Annotated in this window: 19 protein-coding genes and 1 CRISPR repeat array; of the genes, 13 read left to right on the forward strand and 6 right to left on the reverse strand. The window is 58.3% G+C overall.

What is annotated here, in order from left to right; translation table 11 throughout:
- Positions 1-102 precede the first annotated feature (102 nt).
- Genes CK501_RS00420 through CK501_RS00435 form a run of 4 tightly spaced genes read right to left on the reverse strand, consistent with a single transcriptional unit; the run spans position 103 to position 4,478 of the window.
- Entirely contained in the window at positions 103-1,125 is a 1,023-nt protein-coding gene (locus CK501_RS00420) for an ABC transporter ATP-binding protein (RefSeq protein ID WP_095615756.1), read from the reverse strand.
- A gap of 2 nt (positions 1,126-1,127) precedes the next feature.
- Positions 1,128-2,645, reverse strand: coding sequence for an ABC transporter permease (locus CK501_RS00425; RefSeq protein ID WP_095615757.1), 1,518 nt, complete (start codon positions 2,643-2,645; stop codon positions 1,128-1,130).
- Positions 2,642-3,676 (reverse strand): substrate-binding domain-containing protein, encoded by a 1,035-nt coding sequence (locus CK501_RS00430; protein WP_095615758.1) that lies wholly within the window; start codon positions 3,674-3,676, stop codon positions 2,642-2,644. The genes CK501_RS00425 and CK501_RS00430 overlap by 4 nt, the downstream gene beginning before the upstream one ends.
- 1 nt (position 3,677) lies before the next feature.
- The gene (locus CK501_RS00435; RefSeq protein ID WP_095615759.1) at positions 3,678-4,478 is read right to left on the reverse strand and encodes a hypothetical protein; all 801 of its coding nucleotides are present in this window, start codon (positions 4,476-4,478) and stop codon (positions 3,678-3,680) included.
- A 139-nt stretch (positions 4,479-4,617) separates the two neighbouring features.
- Between CK501_RS00435 and CK501_RS00440 the strand changes: the two genes are divergently transcribed.
- Positions 4,618-5,034, forward strand: coding sequence for a methylglyoxal synthase (locus tag CK501_RS00440; RefSeq protein ID WP_095615760.1), 417 nt, complete (start codon positions 4,618-4,620; stop codon positions 5,032-5,034).
- A 36-nt stretch (positions 5,035-5,070) separates the two neighbouring features.
- Here CK501_RS00440 and CK501_RS00445 read toward each other — a convergent pair whose 3' ends face one another.
- Positions 5,071-5,601 carry an ankyrin repeat domain-containing protein gene (locus tag CK501_RS00445; RefSeq protein WP_095615761.1) on the reverse strand — a complete coding sequence of 177 codons (531 nt, stop codon included), beginning with the start codon at positions 5,599-5,601 and terminating at the stop codon, positions 5,071-5,073.
- An 11-nt stretch (positions 5,602-5,612) separates the two neighbouring features.
- Positions 5,613-6,095, reverse strand: coding sequence for a hypothetical protein (locus tag CK501_RS00450; protein ID WP_095615762.1), 483 nt, complete (start codon positions 6,093-6,095; stop codon positions 5,613-5,615).
- A gap of 173 nt (positions 6,096-6,268) precedes the next feature.
- Here CK501_RS00450 and CK501_RS00455 point away from each other — a divergent pair, with 173 nt between their 5' ends.
- From CK501_RS00455 to CK501_RS00510, 12 genes are all read left to right on the forward strand, one after another.
- Positions 6,269-7,234 (forward strand): helix-turn-helix transcriptional regulator, encoded by a 966-nt coding sequence (locus CK501_RS00455; RefSeq protein ID WP_095615763.1) that lies wholly within the window; start codon positions 6,269-6,271, stop codon positions 7,232-7,234.
- An 82-nt stretch (positions 7,235-7,316) separates the two neighbouring features.
- Positions 7,317-10,064, forward strand: a complete 2,748-nt coding sequence (cas3, locus tag CK501_RS00460; RefSeq protein WP_158222999.1) for a CRISPR-associated helicase Cas3' — start codon at positions 7,317-7,319, stop codon at positions 10,062-10,064.
- Positions 10,061-11,686 (forward strand): type I-E CRISPR-associated protein Cse1/CasA, encoded by a 1,626-nt coding sequence (casA, locus tag CK501_RS00465; RefSeq protein ID WP_095615765.1) that lies wholly within the window; start codon positions 10,061-10,063, stop codon positions 11,684-11,686. The genes cas3 and casA overlap by 4 nt, the downstream gene beginning before the upstream one ends.
- The gene (gene casB / locus CK501_RS00470; protein ID WP_095615766.1) at positions 11,683-12,288 is read left to right on the forward strand and encodes a type I-E CRISPR-associated protein Cse2/CasB; all 606 of its coding nucleotides are present in this window, start codon (positions 11,683-11,685) and stop codon (positions 12,286-12,288) included. Before casA ends, casB begins: the two co-directional genes overlap by 4 nt.
- Positions 12,289-12,317: 29 nt before the next feature.
- Positions 12,318-13,355: a type I-E CRISPR-associated protein Cas7/Cse4/CasC gene (cas7e, locus tag CK501_RS00475; RefSeq protein WP_095615767.1), complete on the forward strand. Its 1,038-nt coding sequence runs from the start codon at positions 12,318-12,320 to the stop codon at positions 13,353-13,355.
- An 11-nt stretch (positions 13,356-13,366) separates the two neighbouring features.
- On the forward strand, positions 13,367-14,089 hold the full coding sequence (gene cas5e / locus CK501_RS00480; protein ID WP_095615768.1) for a type I-E CRISPR-associated protein Cas5/CasD: 723 nt from the start codon (positions 13,367-13,369) through the stop codon (positions 14,087-14,089).
- Positions 14,089-14,784 carry a type I-E CRISPR-associated protein Cas6/Cse3/CasE gene (gene cas6e, locus CK501_RS00485; RefSeq protein ID WP_095615769.1) on the forward strand — a complete coding sequence of 232 codons (696 nt, stop codon included), beginning with the start codon at positions 14,089-14,091 and terminating at the stop codon, positions 14,782-14,784. Before cas5e ends, cas6e begins: the two co-directional genes overlap by 1 nt.
- A gap of 9 nt (positions 14,785-14,793) precedes the next feature.
- Positions 14,794-15,714, forward strand: coding sequence for a type I-E CRISPR-associated endonuclease Cas1e (gene cas1e / locus CK501_RS00490; RefSeq protein WP_095615770.1), 921 nt, complete (start codon positions 14,794-14,796; stop codon positions 15,712-15,714).
- 1 nt (position 15,715) lies between these two features.
- Entirely contained in the window at positions 15,716-16,009 is a 294-nt protein-coding gene (gene cas2e, locus CK501_RS00495) for a type I-E CRISPR-associated endoribonuclease Cas2e (RefSeq protein WP_095615771.1), read from the forward strand.
- Positions 16,010-16,120: 111 nt separating this feature from the next.
- A CRISPR array of direct repeats spans positions 16,121-17,798; the repeat unit is 29 nt; unit sequence CCGTTCCCCGCATACGCGGGGATCAACCG.
- A 218-nt stretch (positions 17,799-18,016) separates the two neighbouring features.
- Positions 18,017-18,394 carry a hypothetical protein gene (locus CK501_RS00500; protein ID WP_095615772.1) on the forward strand — a complete coding sequence of 126 codons (378 nt, stop codon included), beginning with the start codon at positions 18,017-18,019 and terminating at the stop codon, positions 18,392-18,394.
- A gap of 272 nt (positions 18,395-18,666) precedes the next feature.
- Positions 18,667-19,035 carry a hypothetical protein gene (locus tag CK501_RS00505; protein ID WP_095615773.1) on the forward strand — a complete coding sequence of 123 codons (369 nt, stop codon included), beginning with the start codon at positions 18,667-18,669 and terminating at the stop codon, positions 19,033-19,035.
- Between the two features lie 167 nt (positions 19,036-19,202).
- Positions 19,203-20,492 carry a sensor domain-containing diguanylate cyclase gene (locus CK501_RS00510; RefSeq protein WP_095615774.1) on the forward strand — a complete coding sequence of 430 codons (1,290 nt, stop codon included), beginning with the start codon at positions 19,203-19,205 and terminating at the stop codon, positions 20,490-20,492.
- Position 20,493: the final 1 nt, after the last annotated feature.

Below are 20,493 nucleotides of genomic sequence, written 5' to 3' on the forward strand. Positions count from 1 at the left end.
CAACTGGTACCTGCAGAATCAGTGTATCGGCTGGTTAAGAATAGAATTGAGCGCGGAATTACGAAAATGCGGTAACCCGGGCGCCTCCGACAGGGGCGGGGATCAGGGGGTGTGTGTTTCCGGCGTGAACGCCGCGAGGGGATGCTCGGAGCTGATCCGCAGATGCACGGGTGCGCCCACAGCCAGGTCGAGCTCGTGGTTGGTGCGCACCCGCAGCGCCTCGCCGTCGCAGACGCGGATGGCATAGAGCCGGGTCTCGCCCTCATACCGGCGCCACTCGACCACACCATTACCATCCCGCGAGGGCACCACCGTCAGGTCATCCGGGCGAACCATCAGATCCACTTTCTCGCCACTGGCGCCCTGGGTGATGGCCGGCGCGCTGCCAAGCGGTGTCGCCACCAGAGATCCGTCCCGGTGGCCGCGCACGAAAGCCGCCTCTCCCAGAAACTGGGCGGCGAACCGGCTTGTGGGCTGGCTGAAGCACTGCTCCGGGGTATCGAGCTGTTCCAGGCGGCCGTTATTGAGAACCCCCAGACGGTCCCCCACCGAAAGCGCCTCCTCCTGGTCATGGGTCACCCAGAGCGCCGGCACACCGGCCTCCTTGAGGGCCGTTCGGATATCCCAGCGCAGCGTGTCCTTGAGGGCTGCATCCAGGTTGGACAGCGGCTCATCCAGAAGCATCAGCTGGGGCTCGTGGGCCAGTGCCCGGGCCAGGGCGACACGCTGTTTCTGCCCACCGGAAAGGCGCTCCGGCATGGCATCGGCCAGTGCTGTGAGCCCAAGCCGCTCCAGCCACTCATGGGCCGGCCGGCGATCACTGAGACGGAAGGCGACATTGTCGATGACGCTGAGGTGGGGAAACAGCGCGAAGTCCTGGAACACCATCCCGACCCGCCGCTTCTCCGGCGGTACATCCCGCTTCGGCGTAATCCGCTGATCCCCGAGCACGATCTCCCCCGCATCCGGGCGCACCAGCCCGGCGAGTGTACGCAGCACCGTGGTTTTGCCACAGCCGGTCGGCCCCACGAGCATCAGGATCTCATCCGCGCCCAGACTGAAAGACAGATCCGCCAGTACCGGTGTCTGACCGTAGGCAAGGCTCAGGTTGCGAACATCCAGCATGATTACCCCTTATTCTCTGCAAGGCCCGCTTTCAGGCCCCGCTCACCACTGACCATCAACACCAGCGCCACCCCTGAGATCACTACCAGAAGCAGGCCCGGAACGCCGGCACGGCCGAAGTACCCAGCCTCATAGACGCGCCAGAGCTCCGTGGCCAGGGTGTCGAACCCGGTCGGGCGCAGCATCAGTGTTGCGGGCAACTCGCGCATCGCCTCCAGAAATACCAGCGCCCCTCCGGCCACCACGCCCCGCAGGGTCAGCGGCAGGCTCACGCGGCGGAAGGCTTCCCAGCGGGAGGCCCCCAGAAGGCGGGCGGCATGGGTCATGTTGTCGTCCACCCGTTCCGCCGTGGAGCGCACCGCGCCCACCGCCAGCGGCAGGAACCGCAGCATGTAGGCCAGCACCAGAAGGAACAGGGTCTGGTAAAGCACCGGCACCCTGAGCCCGAGATGGACCAGGGCCGTACCCATGACGATGCCGGGCACCCCGAAACCGAAATAGGTCAGCCGGTCCATGACCCGGCCCGCAGGCCCTGAAAGCGCCGCATACGCGACCGGCAGCGCCAGCAGAACCGCCCCGAGTGCCGCCAGGGCAGCTGCCCAGGCCGAATTGACCGCCGTCATGGGGTTAAAACCGGCCAGACCATCACGCGCGATCCAGATACCGAAAAGGGCCAGAGGCAGCCCCACCGCAAGGGCAAAGACCAGCAGCGCCAACCCCATCATACCAGCTCCGGAGAGGGTGCCGGGGGCCACAACCAGCGTGCGGCCGGGCCGTTCCTGCTCTGTTCCGAAGCGGCTTTCCAGGAACAGGATCAGCCCCACAATCACCAGCAGGTGCAGTGACAGCATCGCGGCCTGGCTGAGACCAAAGGCATTGTATTCAACAAAGATCACACGGGTGAACGTGTCCACGCCCATGATAGCCGGCGTGCCGAAATCCGAGAGCGTGTAGAGCGCCGCCAGCAGCGCGCCCGCCGCGATGCCCCGGCGCACCCGGGGCAGAACTGCCCGCCACAGGGCCTGCGGCAACGACAGCCCCAGCGTACGCGCCGCATCCAGGACGCTGGCATCCAGCCCCCGCAGGGACGCCCGGGTGGTCAGCAGTACGAAGGGGAAGGTGTAGAGCGACATCACGACGGCCGCGCCGGTAAGACCACGGAGTTCCGGTGTCGGGATGCCCGTCAGCTGCTGAATCTCGCCCCCGGGCCCGAAAGCCGCATAGAACGTGAAAGCACCGATGTAGCTCGGCATCGCCAGCGGTGCCGCCAGCAGCGGCAACCAGAGACCACGCAGGGGAAGCCTGATGTAGGCGGTCATGACCGCCAGCGGCACACCCAGAAGGAGCGCCCCGGCAACCGTCAGCCCGGCCAGCGTCAGTGACTGCCCCAGCACGTCCAGCCAGTGGGGATCCCACAGGGTGTCAGCGCCGGCACCAAGATCCAGCAGGACCAGCAACGGCAGCACTGCCAGTATGGCAACAGGTGCGGCCAGCACATAGGAGACCGGCCAACGCCTCATAGCACTCCGGCGTCACGCATCAGGTCCAGCGTCGGACGCATGTCCGCAAGGCGGGTCAGCTCAAGCTCGGGTGGCTGGATGCGATCCTCCGACGGCAGCCCCTCGGGCAGGTCCACACCACTGACCATCGGGATCTCATACGCCTCGCTCGCCAGATAGGACTGGACCTCGGCGGTCAGCAGATAGCGGATGAAGTCCATGGCAAGAGGGCGCTCCGTCAGTGCCATGGCGCCGGAGGCATTCAGCAGTGAGCCGGCGTCATCACGGGTCATGGCGAGGGCGACGGGAGCGTCCGGCTGGCCGGACAGCAGCCGCAGCGTGTAGTAGTGGTTGGCCAGCCCCAGGTCCACCTCCCCCCTGGAAACCCCCATGACGACACCGAACTCACCCGCGTACTGCCGGGCCCGGGCTTTCATGCCCAGGAGCCACTCACGTGTCGCCTTTTCCCCTTCGAGCAGCCGCATGGCGGTGATGAAGGACTGGAACGAGCCATAGGCTGGCGCCCAGCCAACACTGAGGTCCGTCTCCGGCAGTGCCATGATGTCTTCGGGAATCTGCTCCAGGCTCAGACGATCACTGTTGAAGGGCAGTGTTCTGATCCGACCGGAGACAGGCACCCAGCTCTCATAGCGGAACCCCTCCCTCAGCCCGGCACCAAGTGCTTCGGGAACGGGCTGGGCAAGGCCGGCATCACTGACCAGCCCCAAGGATCCGGAATCCACCGCCCAGAACAGATCCGCCTGCCGGGCCCCGGCTTCCGCCTCCGCCACAATGGTGTTTGCCAGCGCCACCGTGGGGCCGCGGCGCACCTGCAGAGAGAGCCCCGGGTTGCGATCCCGGATGGCATTGATGACGTCCTCATAGAGGCCGCCCTCGCCACGCCCCAGATAGAGTGTCAGCTCCCCCTCAAGCGCTGGCAGCGACTCAACGGAAAAGGGCGCCTCGCCCCTGCCGGCAGCCAGGCCTGGCAGAGGGAAAGCGCCCATAATACCGAGCGCGCCCAGGGCGCGCACAACATCCCTTCGGGTCACATCAGAACACATCGCCCTGACTCTCTTTGGCTTCCTGAAGAAGCTTTTGTGCCCGGCTGAGCTTCTCTTTCATGGCATCAACCTGAGCGGTCACCTCAGAGACAGGCGCGCCTTTCTCCAGCTGCTGGGGCAGCGTCACGTTGAAGTCCTTCTCCAGCGACTCAACCAGTTCCGCGTCCTGCTCGATCAGTGCGCCCTCGATGCCCTCGAAGATTTCCATGTAGGTGTCATGCACCAGCTCGGTGGCCTCTTCGGTCTCACCCTCGGCGTGCTCCACGGTGACCTTCTCCAGGTTGGTAATGATCCGGTCAATCGGGTCACCTTCCCCGGAGTCAGCCTCCTGACCCTTATTGGAACCACCGGATGCCTGATGCTTCGAAGCCATCTTCACGGCGCCCAGACCCTGCCATAGCGCGGCTTCCAGAGCTGCCTGCTGCGCGCGGACACGCTCGATGCCGCTGTCATTGTCCACAGCTTCCTTGAACCCATAGATGCCCTGCCAGATGGAGGCATAGACCGGCACATAGGTCACCTCCACCGCCGCGTGCAGTTTCACCTCTTCCCAGAGCTCAATGAGCTGGTCCGTTTCCACGGCGTCCGGGCCGTTCTCGGCATAGGCTGCCGTCATGGTGTCAAGGCGGTCGGTGAACCGACCAACATCCTGTTCATAGGTGCCGAGATTGCCCTTGAGGTTCTGGACATGCTCGCCTATCTCACCACTGGCCAGAGCACTGGTGGACGCGAATCCAACAGAGACAGCCAGCGCCAATGCTCCGGTAATCGTCGTAAAACGCTTACGCATCACGTTTCCCTCTATCCCTACCAATTTCGCAAACAATAACGATTCTCACCTCAACAGTAAAGGCATCACGGCCTGCGCGTACTCCCTGCCACCCGGGCCTGTGATAGGCTCAGACAAGACTCACCCAGCAGGAGTAAGCATGACAGACCCCATCCGCACTATTGCTCTGGTGGCCCACGACAACCGCAAACCCGCCCTGGCCGACTGGGTTCAGAGCAACCGCGAACAGCTCAACGGCCTGACCCTGATCAGCACCGGTACCACTGGCGGACTCATTGCGGAGCGGACTGAACTGCCCGTCACACGCCTGAAAAGCGGTCCCCTCGGCGGCGACCAGCAGATCGGCGCCCGCATTGCCGACGGCGAGGTGGACATGCTGATCTTCTTCTGGGATCCGCTGGAACCCATGCCCCACGACCCGGACATCCGCGCGCTGCTGCGTCTGGCCACGCTCTGGAACATCCCGATCGCATCCAACGAGAGCACAGCGGATTTCCTGATCTCATCGCCGTGTTTCCAGGCTTATGACAGGGCGGTTCCGGGGCTGGGCGGGTAAGCCTGAGTTAAGGCTATCGACAGTGTGCGAGATCCATCACCGCTGAGCCTCCTCAAGGACATTGATCACAGCGCTGTAGTCTTCTACCCGATTCGGTCGGTTACTGCTGAAACGGGCCAATTCCAGTGGCGTGCGGCCCTCGCCATCCCTCAGGGTCGGGTCAGCGCCAAACTCCAACAAAAGTCGGGCTCCCTCGGGATTATTCGTTATCGCCGCAGCATGCAGGGCCGTAAACCTCGTACCGTGGGCCTTGCTCACGCTGTTGATATCAAGACCATTGTCCACCAGGTGCCTGAGAACCGGTCGGGCTTCTTCAGGACCCAATACATCCACAACATACTGGGCTCCCGCCTCCCGATTGAGCTGCTTTACGTCCGCTTCATCCGGGTGAAACCAGTAAAGCGACTGTTTCGCGCTCCAACGAAAGACCGCTGGTGTCTCCTCATCCATATAGACCGCAATTAGTTTGAAGGTCGACGTGGTGGCGAAATGATACACAGTCACCCCACAGACAGTGACCACCAGGAACACCAGAACAACCGCTAGTCCTTTCACAAACCTACTCATAGCCGCTTCCTTCAAATCCAGGCGATGGTATCCGGCTTAATATCGCTCAGCACAATCCGTTGTTTGGCCTTCGGGATTGATGACGTCAGCCCTTTAAGCCGATCCTCGAATGGTTTTCGTTGCTTGATTGCAATGGCGCTTCGAACAGACTCATAAACCCGGGGGTCCTCAAGATCCTCTTCAGTCGCGTGCTTCCACCAATGTTTCGCCGATTTCTGCGCAACCTTACGGATCAATTTCTTGACGGATGTTCCGGGCTTACGCCGAAGGATGATATTAAACAGAATGTCGATGAAACCAAGCAGGTAGGATCCATCAATCGCAACAACCAGCAAAGCCTGGGCATACCGCCTCAGATCCATTGTCATCGGAGTTGTCTTGATAACAGGCTTCCTCGAGGGCCAGAAAAACGCGAGCACCTCCCGGGCTTCACGTTCGTTCAGCACCACTTTGGAATCCGGGATTTCGGGTAGGGAGAGTGTCGTCTCACTCATCATTTGACTCCTTTCAATAGAACCCCATCCAGTGGGGATTTGAAGAGCCCTGAGCGTAATTCCGCTAACCATGATATGCAATAACCTCATGCTCATGGCGGGTAGGGCAATTATACCGGACAACTGCTAGGCTCCCTGATGACGGAAAATAAGCATCCGCTCAGGGAGCCTCTGTGAGCCAGATCGAACGCATCTACCGCATCCACGACATCCTGCGCTCAGCCCGCCACCCGGTGCCCATGCAGCGCTTCATGGAGACCCTGGAAGCCTCACGGAATACCGTTACCCGTGACTTTCAGTTCATGCGCGACATCCTCGGCGCTCCCCTCACCTATAACCGGGACCACAACGGGCACGAATACGATCCGGAAGAACCCGTGTTCGAACTGCCAGGCTTCTGGATGAACGCAAGCGAGCTCCACGCCCTTCTGGCCCGCGAGCAACTGCTTGAAGCCGTCCAGCCCGGCCTGATGAGCCCGCATCTCGCCCCACTCAAGAACCGCATCCGCGAGCTGCTCGGCGATGACGGCGACACGGCGCAGCGACTGAACGAGCGCATTCGCATTCAGCCCATCCTTGCGCGAGACGCGCCGGAATCCGTTTTCCGAACCGCTGCGGAAGCCACCCTGCGCAGCCTACAGCTCGAAACCCACTACACCAGCCGAAGCCGTGAGCAGACACGCCAGCGCGAGATAAGCCCCCAACGGCTGCTCCACTACCGCTCCAACTGGTACCTGCTCGGCTGGTGCCACGAGGCGGAAGACCTGCGGTTATTCTCGCTCGACCGTATGGCATCACCCAGGGTGACAGAAGAAACCGCCCACGAATGCGCTCCGGAAACCATCGACAACCAGTTCAGTGCCAGCTTCGGTATCTTCACCGGTGAAGCCGAACAGTCCGCCCACCTGAAATTCTCCGCCCAGGCTGCCCGCTGGAGTGCCGAGGAAACCTGGCACCCTCAACAGTATGGCGAATGGCGCGATGACGGCTGCTTTCACCTGCATGTGCCCTACGCAGACCCGACCGAGTTGGTTATGGAGGTGTTGCGGTATGGGGCGGAAGTAGAGGTGGTTGAGCCGGAGAGTTTAAGGCGGGATATTGCGGACCGAATCTCACAAATGCATGGGGTTTACTGGTGATTTTTTCAGTGGTGCACGCCCTGAGTCAGCAGGGCTGTTAACGTCCACAACACGCGATAATCGGGAAAGCCTGGTAAAGATAATGCAGAAAGACAACTGCCATCAGAGTTACCACCGTTACTGGGGTAAGGCTATGCCGCAGAGTAATGGGCCTGAAAACGGACCCCGTTGCCATCTGCTGCCTTATCACTCAATGGACGTCGCCGCAGTTGGGCATGTTCTGCTTTCCGAGGAAACATCAAGAAATCGCTCTCTGGCCGGCTACCTTGGAATTGAACCAACCGAGTTGCAGGCTGTTTTCACGTTTCTTCTGACAATCCACGACATTGGAAAGTTCGCGAGAGCATTCCAAAGCTTGGCGGCACCTGCCCCCGAACTGCTCATCGAGCCTGATCCTCACCTGCCGTACCGATTGCGACATGATGCACTGGGAATGCTGCTGTGGAAGCAATGCTTTTCCCGAAGCAACGAATTTTCCAAAGCATGGTCCTGGCCAACAGGCACAGCAATGGAACGTCAACACAAACGCTCCCTGGAGACGTTCCTTAACATCACTTTTGGACATCACGGCAAGCCAGTCGATGCCGGCAGCGAGGCGCTCGCCGACCATTTCTACCCTGAAGACGAGGAAGCTGCCTGGGCATTTGCCCGAGACTGTGCAGCACTCGTCGCTCCCCAATGGCCCTGTGAACTGATGGGAGACAAAGAGTGGGGGAAGACACTCAAACGCCTAAGCTGGCACCTGGCCGGTCAGGCGGTGCTCGCCGACTGGATAGGATCCGATCAGTCGGTTTTCACCTACAAGGAGGATCCCGTTTCCCTCGAAGACTACTGGAATGAAACAGCACTGCCGAAAGCTGTAGAAACAGTCCACAGGATTGGCCTGAACAATTCCTCAAAACCCGCCCCTTTCAAAGGTTTTGAGACGTTCTATGGCTTTCCCCCTACCCCGTTACAAAACTGGGCCGAGGAAACAGCCATCGAGGCACCATCCAATCTCTTCATTCTTGAAGACGTAACAGGCGCAGGCAAAACTGAAGCCGCCCTGACGTTGGCGCACCGATTGATCGAAAAGGGCTTTGTTGAAGGCGCCTACTTCGGCCTCCCTACCATGGCAACATCCAACGCCATGTACTCACGCATTGCCGATATCTATCCCCGGTGGTTCTCAGAAAACGATTCACCGAGTCTGGTACTGGCGCATAGCGCAAGGCACCTCAATGAGTCGTTTGCCGCCTCCCTTGAGCACCAGCAGCAGGACACCCAATACGGCATTGGCGAACAAACAGGGTCAGCCTCCTGCAATCAGTGGTTCGCTGACTCCCGCAAGAAGGCGCTACTGGCTGATGTTGGCGTTGGCACGATAGACCAGGCCCTTATGGCCGTGCTGCCATTCCGACACCAATCGCTCAGGCTGGCTGGGCTTGCTAATAAGGTGCTGATTGTAGACGAAATCCATGCATGCGATGACTACATGCTCACGCTTCTGGCCGCCGTACTGGAAGCGCACGCAAAACAGGGCGGTTCCGCCATACTTCTCACGGCTACCCTTCCTATCGAGATGCGGGAAAAGCTCATCAGCGCCTGGAACAAAGGGCTTGGAGAGCACGAACAGCCAGAGCTCAACAACCATAATTTTCCATTGGCGTCTCAGGTCAGTCGGAATGGCATCACAGAATCGCCGGTGAAAACCCGTAAGAGCGTACAGCGCCACGTTCTAACCCAGCGACTGGACAGCACCGACGAGGTCCTTGCAATCCTGCGGGAAACCATGGAGCAAGGCGGATGCGCATGTTGGATCCGTAATACGGTTGATGACGCGATTGCAGCCGCCCAATGGTTATGGGAATCAGTGGCCGATCCCAGCCGGGTCATCCTGTTTCACAGCCGGTTCATCATGGCCGACCGACAATCGATTGAAGAAAAAGCACTGACTCACTTTGGCAAGGACTCAAATGCGACCGACCGGCGTGGCTACATACTGATTGCGACCCAGGTGATCGAGCAATCCCTGGACCTCGATTTCGACTGCATGATCTCAGACCTCGCACCGATAGACCTCTTGATACAACGCGCCGGTCGCCTCCATCGCCATTCCCGGACTCTGAAAGGAGACAGATGCCAGCAGCCGGACGCCAAGGATAAGCGACCAACTCCCGTGCTGCACATTCACGCCCCGCCACCCCAGACTAACGCGGAAAAGGACTGGATAAGGCGCTTCCTCCCTGGAACAGCAGCGGTCTATCGGAATCATGGTCAGCTCTGGCTAGGCCTCAATGTTCTGGAAGAGCGTGGCGGAATTCGTATGCCGGAAGAGGCACGCCACTTGATCGAATCCGTTTACGGGCCGGATGCAGACACGCAGATTCCTGAAGCGCTGGTGGATAGCTTCTTTGAGCAGGAAGGAGAACGCCAGAGCCAGGTCACCATGGGTCACTTCAACCGGCTCAATCTGGACAAAGGGTACACGACGGCAAGTGCTAATGGATGGCAGGAAGAAATTGATATCGGGACCCGCCTATCAGATGAACCCAGCGTCACCGTCACTCTGGTTCGGTTGAACGAAGCTGGCACTGCCCTGAAACCCTGGGCCGAGACAGCCAGTCATCCGTGGGAGATGAGTCAGGTACGGATTCGGCAGTCTCTGGCAAGACAGCTTCCGGAACTTTCGCCGGAGACCAATGAACTATGGGAGACAACGGTAGAGCAAAAACCAGGTCTCAAGTTCTCAGTTCCATGGTTGGTGGAACAGGAAGCTGATGCATTGAATTACAACGAACGCCTCGGACTATACCGGCAAAGCGCTCTGAGCATAGAGGATAAAACATGAACCTCCTGAAAGATCCATGGCTACCGCTAAAACATAAGAATGGCGAGATCCGCTACCACCAGGTATCGTCCATTACCTCATCGGATATTATCGACCTCGCCCTCCCCCGAGCGGATTTCCAGGGTGCTGCCTACCAATTCCTGATTGGGCTGCTCCACACGGCTTTAGCGCCGGAAGACACTGATCAGTGGCTGGAGCAGTTTTCAGATCCGCCTTCATCAGTCGAGCTTGATCAAGCGTTAGCACCCTTTATTGACTCATTCTTTCTCGACAGTGACGGCCCGAGCTTCATGCAGGACTACGATTCGCTGGAGAATGAAAATGCAGTACCCGCCTCCAGCCTCCTGATTGATGCGCCGGGTGCCAACACCATCAAAAATAATACGGATCATTTTGTTAAAGCGGGGCGCGCGGACACCTTCTGCCCTGACTGCTCCGCCATTGCCCTCTTCACGATGCAGATCAATGCGCCCTCGGGCGGGAAAGGATACCGCACTGGCCTCAGAGGAGGCGGACCGCTCACAACGCTTGTTATGCCAGAAAGCCCGGACACACCGCTCTGGCAAAAACTGTGGCTCAACGTCTTGGACCGCGAGACTTTCGAACACCCAGAGTCCGACCCGGACTCCCCCCACCTGTTTCCCTGGATGGGCCCAACGCGCACCAGCGAACATGGCGAGCAAACACGGCTCGACGATGTGCACCCGTTTCAAATGTTCTGGTCCATGCCCCGACGTTTTCGCCTCGCTTTTGAGAACATCGACAGTTATTGCGACCTTTGCGGACGCCACAGCCATTCGGTTGTTTCAAAGGTACGAGTCCGAAATTACGGAATAAATTACGACGGTCCATGGCGCCACCCTCTGACACCCTACCGCCGTGATCCCAAGAAACCCGAAGAGCCCCCGATTTCAATCAAGGGACAACCAGGGGGTATCGGCTATCGCCACTGGGAGAGCCTGGTTCTTGAAGATAAAGAAGATCACGGCAACCTACCTGCTCCGGTTGTCCTCGACTATCCCAGAAAGGTTGATGAAGCAGCCATGGGGAACACCACACTGCCCCGGATAGCTCGAATCTGGGCTTTCGGTTACGACATGGACAACATGAAACCTCGGTGCTGGTACGCCGCGCAGGTACCCCTTATCGCCCTTCCACCTTCCAAACAGGATCGCTTGCTCGATTGGTTAAAAGTCCTTCTCAACCTGGCACAAGCCTCGGCGATGCAGGTGCGCAACGAAGTAAAAGGCGCATGGTTTAAGAATCCCAAGGAGGTAAAAGGTGACCTGACCTTCGTTGAAAATCGCTTCTGGGAACGGACCGAGCACACCTTTTACCAACTGCTCAAAGAGCTTGCTCAACGCCTCATCGAGCAGGAGGTCTCAAGACTACCGCCGGAACCCGCGGCACAGTGGTTCCGCCATGTCCAGAGTCAGGCAATCGAGGTATTCGATGAATTCGCACTATCAGGGCCTGCGGACACAGCGAACATGAAACGTATCACCCATGCTCGGAATCAATTGCTTAGTTGGTTTACACGCAACAAAACAGCAAAGGATTTCCGAAAACAGGCGGGCATTGAACGGACCAACACCACGAACACGAAGAAGGAGCCGTCATGAACCAGGATTCAAACTACTACCACGTAATGCGCCGGCAGCCTCTCCAAAACAAGGTGCTGGCATGGTGGGCCAGGCTGCACCGGGATGAGCAAACACTTCAAAACCTGGAGTGGAACGGAAACAAACAGCCCCTGCCTCGCGGCATCGCTGCTGAATTGCGGCGATGCCGGACGGTTGATGACGCCATTCTGACCGAGGGTTTTCGTCATCTCTGGCTGTCCCTTACGGAAGATGAAGCAGGCCAGTCATGGACCATGATGGCGTGGGCAACCGTCGCTGCAGTACTGGCCGAGGTCCGAAGCCAATCATCAACTTCTTTTGCCCGTGCGATGGGCAGCCAAAAGGATCAGACAGGTAAGCCTTATCTGAGTGAACTCAGGTTCGCGCAACTGCAGAAAAGCCACGATGCCGATATCTTCCTTAAGCGTGCGCGCCGTGCAGTGGCATTGCTGGGTAACCAGGCTCACGTTCTCTCGCTGGCAGACAGCATTCTTCACTGGCATGAGGAAAAACATGGCCGGATCAGTCAGCAGCCGGAAAAGAGGCTGACCGTACGTTGGGCTATGGATTACTTCACTGCCCTCTCTGAATACCAGAAATAACCCAAACGCTCGAACAAGGAGACCTCACAATGAGCACGTTCATCCAACTGCACCTTCTCACCTCTTACCCACCCGCGAACCTGAACCGTGACGATCTGGGACGCCCCAAGACGGCCCGCATGGGCGGTGTCGACCGGTTGCGCGTTTCATCCCAGAGTCTTAAACGGCACTGGCGAACCTCTGATGTCTTTCAGGAAGCAGTCGCGGGGCACGCGGGAACCCGCACCAAGCTTCTGGGCACCGAAGTACGCGACCAGCTGCTGGAAGCAGGCGTAAAGGAAAAGGATGCCAAAGAATGGGCTTCCAAGATTGCCGGTGTATTCGGGGCGCTCAAGAAAGACGACGTGGAAATCGAGCAACTGGCACATATCAGCCCGGAAGAACGTGAAGCCGTGAAAAACCTGACCCGGAAACTCGCTGACGAGAAACGGGGGCCTCAGGACGAAGAACTCAAATTGCTCCGAAAGAAACCACAAGCTGCGGACATCGCCCTTTTTGGCCGTATGCTGGCGGCTTATCCCGAATTCAATGTTGAAGCTGCCTGCCAGGTAGCGCATGCCGTTACAGTCCACCCTGTTGTAATCGAGGATGACTATTTTACGGCCGTAGATGACCTTAACAGTGGTGAGGAAGACCGAGGGGCCGCCCACATTGGTGAAACCGGTTTTGCGGCGGGTGTTTTCTACAGTTACCTGTGCATCAACAGAGACCAGCTGATCGATAACCTACGCGGGGACGCCGACCTGGCTGACCGGGCGATTGCAGCAATTGCAGAGGCCGCCACAAAGGTCGCGCCAAGCGGCAAACAGAACAGTTTTGGTTCACGCGCCTATGCCAGCTATGTACTTGCGGAAAAAGGCACGCAGCAACCACGCTCCCTCTCGGTAGCCTTTCTTAAACCTGTGAACGGGCAGGACCAGCTGGGCGAAGCCATTAAACAGATTCAAGGCCAGGTCCAGAATTTCGACCAGGTTTACGGCCCCTGTTCCGACAAGCATTACGAACTCAACGCCCACGCCGGGCAGGGCCAGTTCAGCGAGCTCCTGGACTTTCTTAAGCCTGAATAAGGGGGCGCTCAATGGATTTTCTCATCATTCAACTCTACGGCCCCTTGGCAAGTTGGGGCGCACCGGCTGTCGGTGAATCCCGCCCCAGTTCCGATCACCCGACCCGGGGAGCGCTCCTCGGGCTTGTGGCAGCCAGCCTTGGAATAAAACGCGAAGACGCCTCGAGCCAGAGTGCGCTGTCACAGGCGCTACGCTTCGCAGTGCGGCAAATCACGCCCGGGGGCATTATTCGTGATTTCCATACCATTCAGGTGCCCAAGAGAGACAAAAAAGCCCAGTACGCAACGCGCAAGGACGAACTTGGCGTTGGGAAAGACAGGCTCAATACCATCATTTCGCGCCGCGAGTACCGGTCCGATGGCCTGTGGCAGGTCGCTATTTCACTCACCCCGGAAAGCCGCTGGTCTCTGGAAGACCTGGAAAAGGCTCTGCGTGAACCGGTCTTCACGCCCTACCTGGGGCGCCGCTCGTGCCCGCTGGCGGCGCCACTTGCCCCTCAAAAGGTGCAAGCAGAGGGTATCCATGAGGCTTTTTCAGGCATTTCACCACTGATTCATGACTACCAGAACCGATTGCTGGGCTTTGACGGGCAGATTGATTATTTCTGGGAAGAGCATGGGCATGACCTCCAAGTACAAGACACCCGTTTCCCAGAGGATGATGTCATCAATCGGGATCGTTGGCAGTTCCGGGGGCGCGCCGAACACCACGCAAGAATCAAGGAGGGCCTATAATGTATCTGTCCCGAGTACGCGTCGCGACTGAAGGGTTGGACCGCAGAGCTCTCCTGAATCTGCTGTCAGGCAATGCCTACACGAACCACCAGCTGCTTTGGCGGCTTTTTGAGGATCACGCAGAGCGGCAGTTCCTATTCCGTCAAGAGATCGAAACGGAACAGGTGGGGGCTGAGCAGGACCCTCGCGGACTGCCCCTGTTCTACGTATTGTCCCAGTCCATGCCTACGAATGTGCCCGGTCTACTGCTGGCGGAAACAAAACCCTTTGCACCAGAACTTCAAGGGGGAGAACAGTTAGCTTTCCGGCTGAGAGCCAACCCCACCATCGATAGAAAAAAATCGGGCAAAAAGAACGCCACAAGACACGATGTCCTTATGGATGCTAAGACCCAGTGTCGACGGGAAAACATTACCGATCCAGAGGAAATTCATGCCCGGATGAACGACGCCGCCCTGCAATGGCTACACCGCAAGAGCCAGATGGCAGGGTTTACATTGGAAGGCACACCCCAGGTTACCGGATACAGACAGCAGTCCATCCATCGAAAGGGACGAGACATTCGCTTTTCGTCCATTGACTACGAAGGATTGTTGTCTGTCGCGTCCCCTGAATCATTTACATCGTCGCTCAGCCAGGGCCTTGGCCGCAGCAAGGCCTTCGGATGCGGGCTGATGATGATTCGACGCCCGTGAGGTAACCCCATGCCTTATGTCCCCCTCAAGCCTATTCCCATTAAGGATCGTGTTTCGATGATTTTCGTCGGGCGCGGACAAATCGACGTAAAGGATGGCGCCTTCGTTGTTATTGACGAAGTAAATGGTGAACGGATGCATATTCCCGTCGGTTCGGTCGCTTGCCTTCTGCTCGAACCCGGGACACGCGTATCACATGCAGCCGTCAAGCTCTCCGCTACAACGGGAACACTTTTAATCTGGGTAGGCGAAGCAGGAGTCCGGCTCTATTCAGCAGGCCAACCCGGGGGCGCACGTTCCGACAAACTGCTCTATCAGGCGCAACTTGCCCTTGATGACAGCTTGCGAATCAAAGTTGTCCGCAAAATGTTCGAGATACGCTTTGATGAGGAAGCTCCTCAAAGACGATCCGTGGACCAGCTTCGAGGCATTGAAGGTGCGCGGGTGCGAAAACTCTACAAGTCTCTGGCCCATCAGTACGGACTTAAATGGGACGGGCGGCGGTATGACCCGAACGACTGGGACAGTTCTGATCCAGTCAATAAATGCCTTTCCGCCGCAACAGCATGTCTTTATGGCGTAACAGAAGCAGCTGTTCTAGCCGCCGGATACGCCCCTGCCATAGGGTTCCTTCACACAGGAAAGCCCAAGAGTTTCGTCTATGACATTGCAGACCTGATCAAGTTCGAAACCGTTGTTCCAGCGGCATTCAAGGTAGCAGCCTCATCCCCGACCAAACCTGACAGGGATGTTCGGATCGCCTGTCGCGACGCCTTTCGTAAAACGAAACTGCTTAACCGACTCATCCCCCTAATTGAAGACGTTCTATCTGCAGGAGAGATTACACCGCCTGAGCCTGCAGCGGACAGCCAACCTCCTGCAATCCCGGAGCCCGCATCTCCCGGCGACGAAGGTCACAGGAGCCAATAACATGGCGATGCTGGTTGTTGTAACCGAAAATGTACCACCTCGACTGCGTGGCCGGCTGGCAGTGTGGCTGCTGGAGATACGCGCCGGCGTCTACATTGGCGACGTTAGCAAGCGGATCCGGGAGATGATCTGGGAGCAAGTTAACGCACTTGCCGAAGAAGGCAACGTTGCCATGGCCTGGTCCAGCAACCACGAATCGGGATTCGAGTTCCAAACCTACGGCGAAAATCGCCGCATTCCAGTGGATTATGACGGCCTACGTTTGGTGCAGTTTCTTCCCCAAAACCCCAAATAGCTGATAATAAATAGTTCTTTAAAAAAGCAGTCTTGATTTTTGCCCCCGAAAAATGTCGTGCATTTCCCGGAGCATGAATTTCTGTTTTTAAAACAGGAATGTACAATTGGACCGTTCCCCGCATACGCGGGGATCAACCGCGCTCCGGACTCGCGGAGATCGGCCATACCCGCCGTTCCCCGCATACGCGGGGATCAACCGAACGAACTGCACTACCGCGTGGGTGAGCTCGCCCGTTCCCCGCATACGCGGGGATCAACCGCCGAAGACGACAAGACGCTCGGCGCCTGCGATCCGTTCCCCGCATACGCGGGGATCAACCGAGCCCTCTCAGCTCTTGTCTGTACCGCTCAACCCGTTCCCCGCATACGCGGGGATCAACCGACCATGGGGCTGGTGGATGGCTGGATTGCCTACCCGTTCCCCGCATACGCGGGGATCAACCGGGCGCTGTCATCACCGTAGGAGTTTTTGAAGTCCGTTCCCCGCATACGCGGGGATCAACCGGTAAGCTCAGTCCCTTCAGCGATTTCCTTGGGCCCGTTCCCCGCATACGCGGGGATCAACCGTTCCAGAAGATCCGCTCCGGTCAGCGCAGCTACCGTTCCCCGCATACGCGGGGATCAACCGCAGGTTATAGAGACCTCTGAACTCATGCGAGTCCGTTCCCCGCATACGCGGGGATCAACCGGAACACAAACGCACCTTTGCGCTTGCTACGCACCGTTCCCCGCATACGCGGGGATCAACCGGTTGCGGGGGCTCGTGCTCGTGCTGCTCGACCCGTTCCCCGCATACGCGGGGATCAACCGGTTGCGGGGGCTCGTGCTCGTGCTGCTCGACACCGTTCCCCGCATACGCGGGGATCAACCGTAATCGCCCTCGCTGGCGTTATCCCGCACGGTCCGTTCCCCGCATACGCGGGGATCAACCGCGGCGCGTGTCGCAGAAAGTGGTGTTCAAAAACCGTTCCCCGCATACGCGGGGATCAACCGGTACGGGCGAACCTGTCAACACTGCTGATCGGCCGTTCCCCGCATACGCGGGGATCAACCGCCCGGATCGTTGGTGTTAGCGCACCTACCGGGCCGTTCCCCGCATACGCGGGGATCAACCGGCATCCGGGCGGAGATTACCCCGCCTGCATGGCCGTTCCCCGCATACGCGGGGATCAACCGTTGTGCTGACTCTTGTCTTCGGGACCATCATGGCCGTTCCCCGCATACGCGGGGATCAACCGCCATGATAACCATTGACTCCTGCACTGACTGGCCGTTCCCCGCATACGCGGGGATCAACCGACCAGCAAAACCAGCGAGGGCGCCGCATACACCCGTTCCCCGCATACGCGGGGATCAACCGGCGCCAGGGCTTCCAGGAAGAACAGGGCACCGCCGTTCCCCGCATACGCGGGGATCAACCGGTCAGAGAACGGCCAGACCGAAGCCCAAAAAACCGTTCCCCGCATACGCGGGGATCAACCGGTCCAGGATCGACTGGATGACTTCGTGGTCAACCGTTCCCCGCATACGCGGGGATCAACCGGCTCAGGCGAGGCGCAGAACGCTCTGGAGAAACCGTTCCCCGCATACGCGGGGATCAACCGGAAATGGAGGTCGGCCAGCTCAGCCTTTCCATCCGTTCCCCGCATACGCGGGGATCAACCGTCGTCGAGATTCAGGGCTGGCTTACGCAGCAGCCGTTCCCCGCATACGCGGGGATCAACCGTTCCCGCAGGTTCTGGATCTCGAAATTGAGCCCCGTTCCCCGCATACGCGGGGATCAACCGTCCTGGTAGCCCTGGAGGTCCAGCGCGTTCTCCCGTTCCCCGCATCCGCGGGGTCTTTCAGGAACTCATAAGCCAAACCTTTTTCGGGCAGCAAAGAATCCATGAACAAGGCCAATAGGACAACCGTTGCACCCCACAACTTGAAATTGTTCACTTGACGCACACACATGCCCGCCGTACCGTTCGGGCAAACGTCATGGCAATGGAACTGTCTGCCGATGGACAAGGAAACCCGGAGCACCCTCCTTTCACGACCTCTACTGTGGCTCTTTCTCGCACCGATTCCGATAGCCATGACTGCCGGATTCGCGATGGCGGATGAGTCTTCATTGATATCCGCATACCGTGCTGCCTGCGAACGCATCGAAACCACCGTAGCCTCAGACTCCTACCGGAATGCCTCTGGGGAAGAGAAGAGGGAGCAGCTCCATAACAACCTTTTCAAAGGCATTCAGAGAGCAGAGGTCGTAGATGCTTTCCGTACCATCACAGCGGCAGCCCCATCAGAGCGATACGCAATCCTCAAGGAAGGGGTTGAAGAAGAAACCGGTCATCAGTGGGAATGCCCCGCACTGAAAGAGGTCAAGGAGAATTAACGGCTAACCCAGAATCACGGCACCTGCCATCAAAGAAACCGACAGACCCAAAGTGATGGTGCTGTAGATTGGGTTCTGTTTGAAAACATCGTACCAAAAGCAACTCACCACCATGTGGCACCAAGCACCAGCAAGGCCAGGACACCGAGGTGATCCTGAAAGGCTTCGAGCCCAAGATATCGAACCTCCATGCGCGTAAAGTGTGGGTATCAAACTATAAGATCCGGTACCCAAATCACCGGCCATAGATCGACAAGAAGAGTCGAGAACTGATGCTCATCACATACATCAGCCGCCATGGCTGGCGGTATACCATTAAGGCACTGCTCAATACACTGTTGGTTGGTGCCATTCTTTTGCAACTGGGCACGATGCTGGCAATCGCCAGCAACCGTGATTTTTTCCTCTCTGTGAGCAATGAAACCAGCAATCCTTCCGGAAACACCATCGGAACGTGGATCTCCGACATACTCCTCAACCCGGTATCCACCTGGCTTCTCATTACGTGTCTTGTAGCAATCACCCTGAAAGAGCTACTCCCAGCTTCTCTCAGAACCCGCCTCAGGATTAATCTCATAACTGCGATTACCACTACCGCTGTTCTGACACTGGCCTTGCCTGGACTCTATCCAGTCAACTAAAGATTAAAAATCAGGGGCTTAACCCGAAACGCCGGAGCCAAGCAGGCAACAGAAATCCAACAAACCCCGCCGGGATTCAGACAGCCTCTGAAAATGAAACTGCTAGACTGAACAATGAATGTGAAGGGATCTCGCGCAGACACCAACCTGAAACGATCAGAGATACGTTGCTGCAGAACGAAGATATTCTGAGGCTGAGCCACAAGGTCGCCCAATCCGGGCACTGGTATATAAGGCTCAACGACAACACGCTCTTCTGGTCTGAAGAAGTGTTCCTTCTGCACGGGATGTCGCCGAACGCGACCCACCCTACCGTGGACAATGCTCTCAGTTTCTACCACCCGAAGGATCGTGATCGCGTTGAAGCATTGATCAACGAAACCATCGAGACCGGCAAGCCGCTGTCTTTCGAGGCACGCATCGTCCGCGTGGACGGAGACGTCCGCTGGGTGGAAACGCTCGGCGAACTCAAGAGCAGCCCTTCTTCCAACACAAGGTATCTGTTCGGGATATTCCGTGACATCACGGAGAACCAGCAACAGCGGATGCACAACCAGCGGCTGGCCTGGGTACTGGAAAACACCCAGGAACTCATACTGATGACGGACAGTAACGGCCGCATCAACTGGGCCAACAGCGCCTTTGAAACCCTCAGCGGTTACAGCCTGGAGGAAGCGCGGGGCCACAAGCCCGGTGACCTCCTACAGGGCCCGGAAACGGATCCGCAGACCATTGCCTACATGCGCGACTGCGTGGCCCGCCAGCAGGGCTTTTCCTGCGAGGTTCTGAATTACACAAAAGGCGGCGCCTACTACTGGCTGCGCATCTCCTGCCAGCCTGAGTTTGATTCAGACGGCAAGCTGTATGGCTTTAACTCGATCCAGACGGATATTACCCAGAGTAAGCAGATCCGCCTCGACCTGGAGGCTGAAATCAACGAGCGGCGCCGGCTTGAGGAACAGCTGCGATACCTCGCCACCCATGATGAACTGAGCACCCTCCCCAACCGCCGGCACTTCCTCGAGCAGGCGGAGAAGGAAGTGGAACGGGCCAGACGCCACGGGCGGCCGCTGAGCCTGCTGATGATCGACATGGACCATTTCAAGCGGATCAATGACCAGTACGGCCACAGCACCGGGGACGAGGTGATCCAGACGTTTGCCGAACGCTGCCAGGGCATGCTGCGCAAATCGGACACAGCCGCCCGGATCGGCGGCGAGGAATTCTCGGTGCTGTTGCCCGAGACAGACAATGACTCCGGACGCCGGATGGCGGAGCGGCTGCGCAGCCTGATCGCCGACGAGCCCATCAAGACTCAGGCCGGCCCCATACAACTGACTCTGAGCATTGGTGTCAGCACCTATCGCCAGGACTCCCCGAGCGTTGAGGCAATGATCCAGGAGGCCGACCGGCGTCTTTACGAAGCCAAGGATAACGGCCGGGACCAGGTCGTATAGG

It is taken from the genome of Halovibrio salipaludis, from assembly GCF_002286965.1.
GTDB classification, from domain to species: Bacteria; Pseudomonadota; Gammaproteobacteria; order Pseudomonadales; family Oleiphilaceae; genus Halospina; species Halospina salipaludis.

What these genes read in the sequence shown, in the direction of transcription:
- CK501_RS00420 (WP_095615756.1), bottom strand. Translation starts at nt 1,125, where the DNA reads ATGCTGGATGTTCGCAACCTGAGCCTTGCCTACGGTCAGACACCGGTA.
- CK501_RS00425 (WP_095615757.1), bottom strand. Translation starts at nt 2,645, where the DNA reads ATGAGGCGTTGGCCGGTCTCCTATGTGCTGGCCGCACCTGTTGCCATA.
- CK501_RS00435 (WP_095615759.1), bottom strand. Translation starts at nt 4,478, where the DNA reads ATGCGTAAGCGTTTTACGACGATTACCGGAGCATTGGCGCTGGCTGTC.
- CK501_RS00440 (WP_095615760.1), top strand. Translation starts at nt 4,618, where the DNA reads ATGACAGACCCCATCCGCACTATTGCTCTGGTGGCCCACGACAACCGC.
- CK501_RS00445 (WP_095615761.1), bottom strand. Translation starts at nt 5,601, where the DNA reads ATGAGTAGGTTTGTGAAAGGACTAGCGGTTGTTCTGGTGTTCCTGGTG.
- CK501_RS00450 (WP_095615762.1), bottom strand. Translation starts at nt 6,095, where the DNA reads ATGAGTGAGACGACACTCTCCCTACCCGAAATCCCGGATTCCAAAGTG.
- cas3 (WP_158222999.1), top strand. Translation starts at nt 7,317, where the DNA reads ATGCAGAAAGACAACTGCCATCAGAGTTACCACCGTTACTGGGGTAAG.
- casA (WP_095615765.1), top strand. Translation starts at nt 10,061, where the DNA reads ATGAACCTCCTGAAAGATCCATGGCTACCGCTAAAACATAAGAATGGC.
- casB (WP_095615766.1), top strand. Translation starts at nt 11,683, where the DNA reads ATGAACCAGGATTCAAACTACTACCACGTAATGCGCCGGCAGCCTCTC.
- cas7e (WP_095615767.1), top strand. Translation starts at nt 12,318, where the DNA reads ATGAGCACGTTCATCCAACTGCACCTTCTCACCTCTTACCCACCCGCG.
- cas5e (WP_095615768.1), top strand. Translation starts at nt 13,367, where the DNA reads ATGGATTTTCTCATCATTCAACTCTACGGCCCCTTGGCAAGTTGGGGC.
- cas6e (WP_095615769.1), top strand. Translation starts at nt 14,089, where the DNA reads ATGTATCTGTCCCGAGTACGCGTCGCGACTGAAGGGTTGGACCGCAGA.
- cas1e (WP_095615770.1), top strand. Translation starts at nt 14,794, where the DNA reads ATGCCTTATGTCCCCCTCAAGCCTATTCCCATTAAGGATCGTGTTTCG.
- cas2e (WP_095615771.1), top strand. Translation starts at nt 15,716, where the DNA reads ATGGCGATGCTGGTTGTTGTAACCGAAAATGTACCACCTCGACTGCGT.
- CK501_RS00500 (WP_095615772.1), top strand. Translation starts at nt 18,017, where the DNA reads ATGGACAAGGAAACCCGGAGCACCCTCCTTTCACGACCTCTACTGTGG.
- CK501_RS00505 (WP_095615773.1), top strand. Translation starts at nt 18,667, where the DNA reads ATGCTCATCACATACATCAGCCGCCATGGCTGGCGGTATACCATTAAG.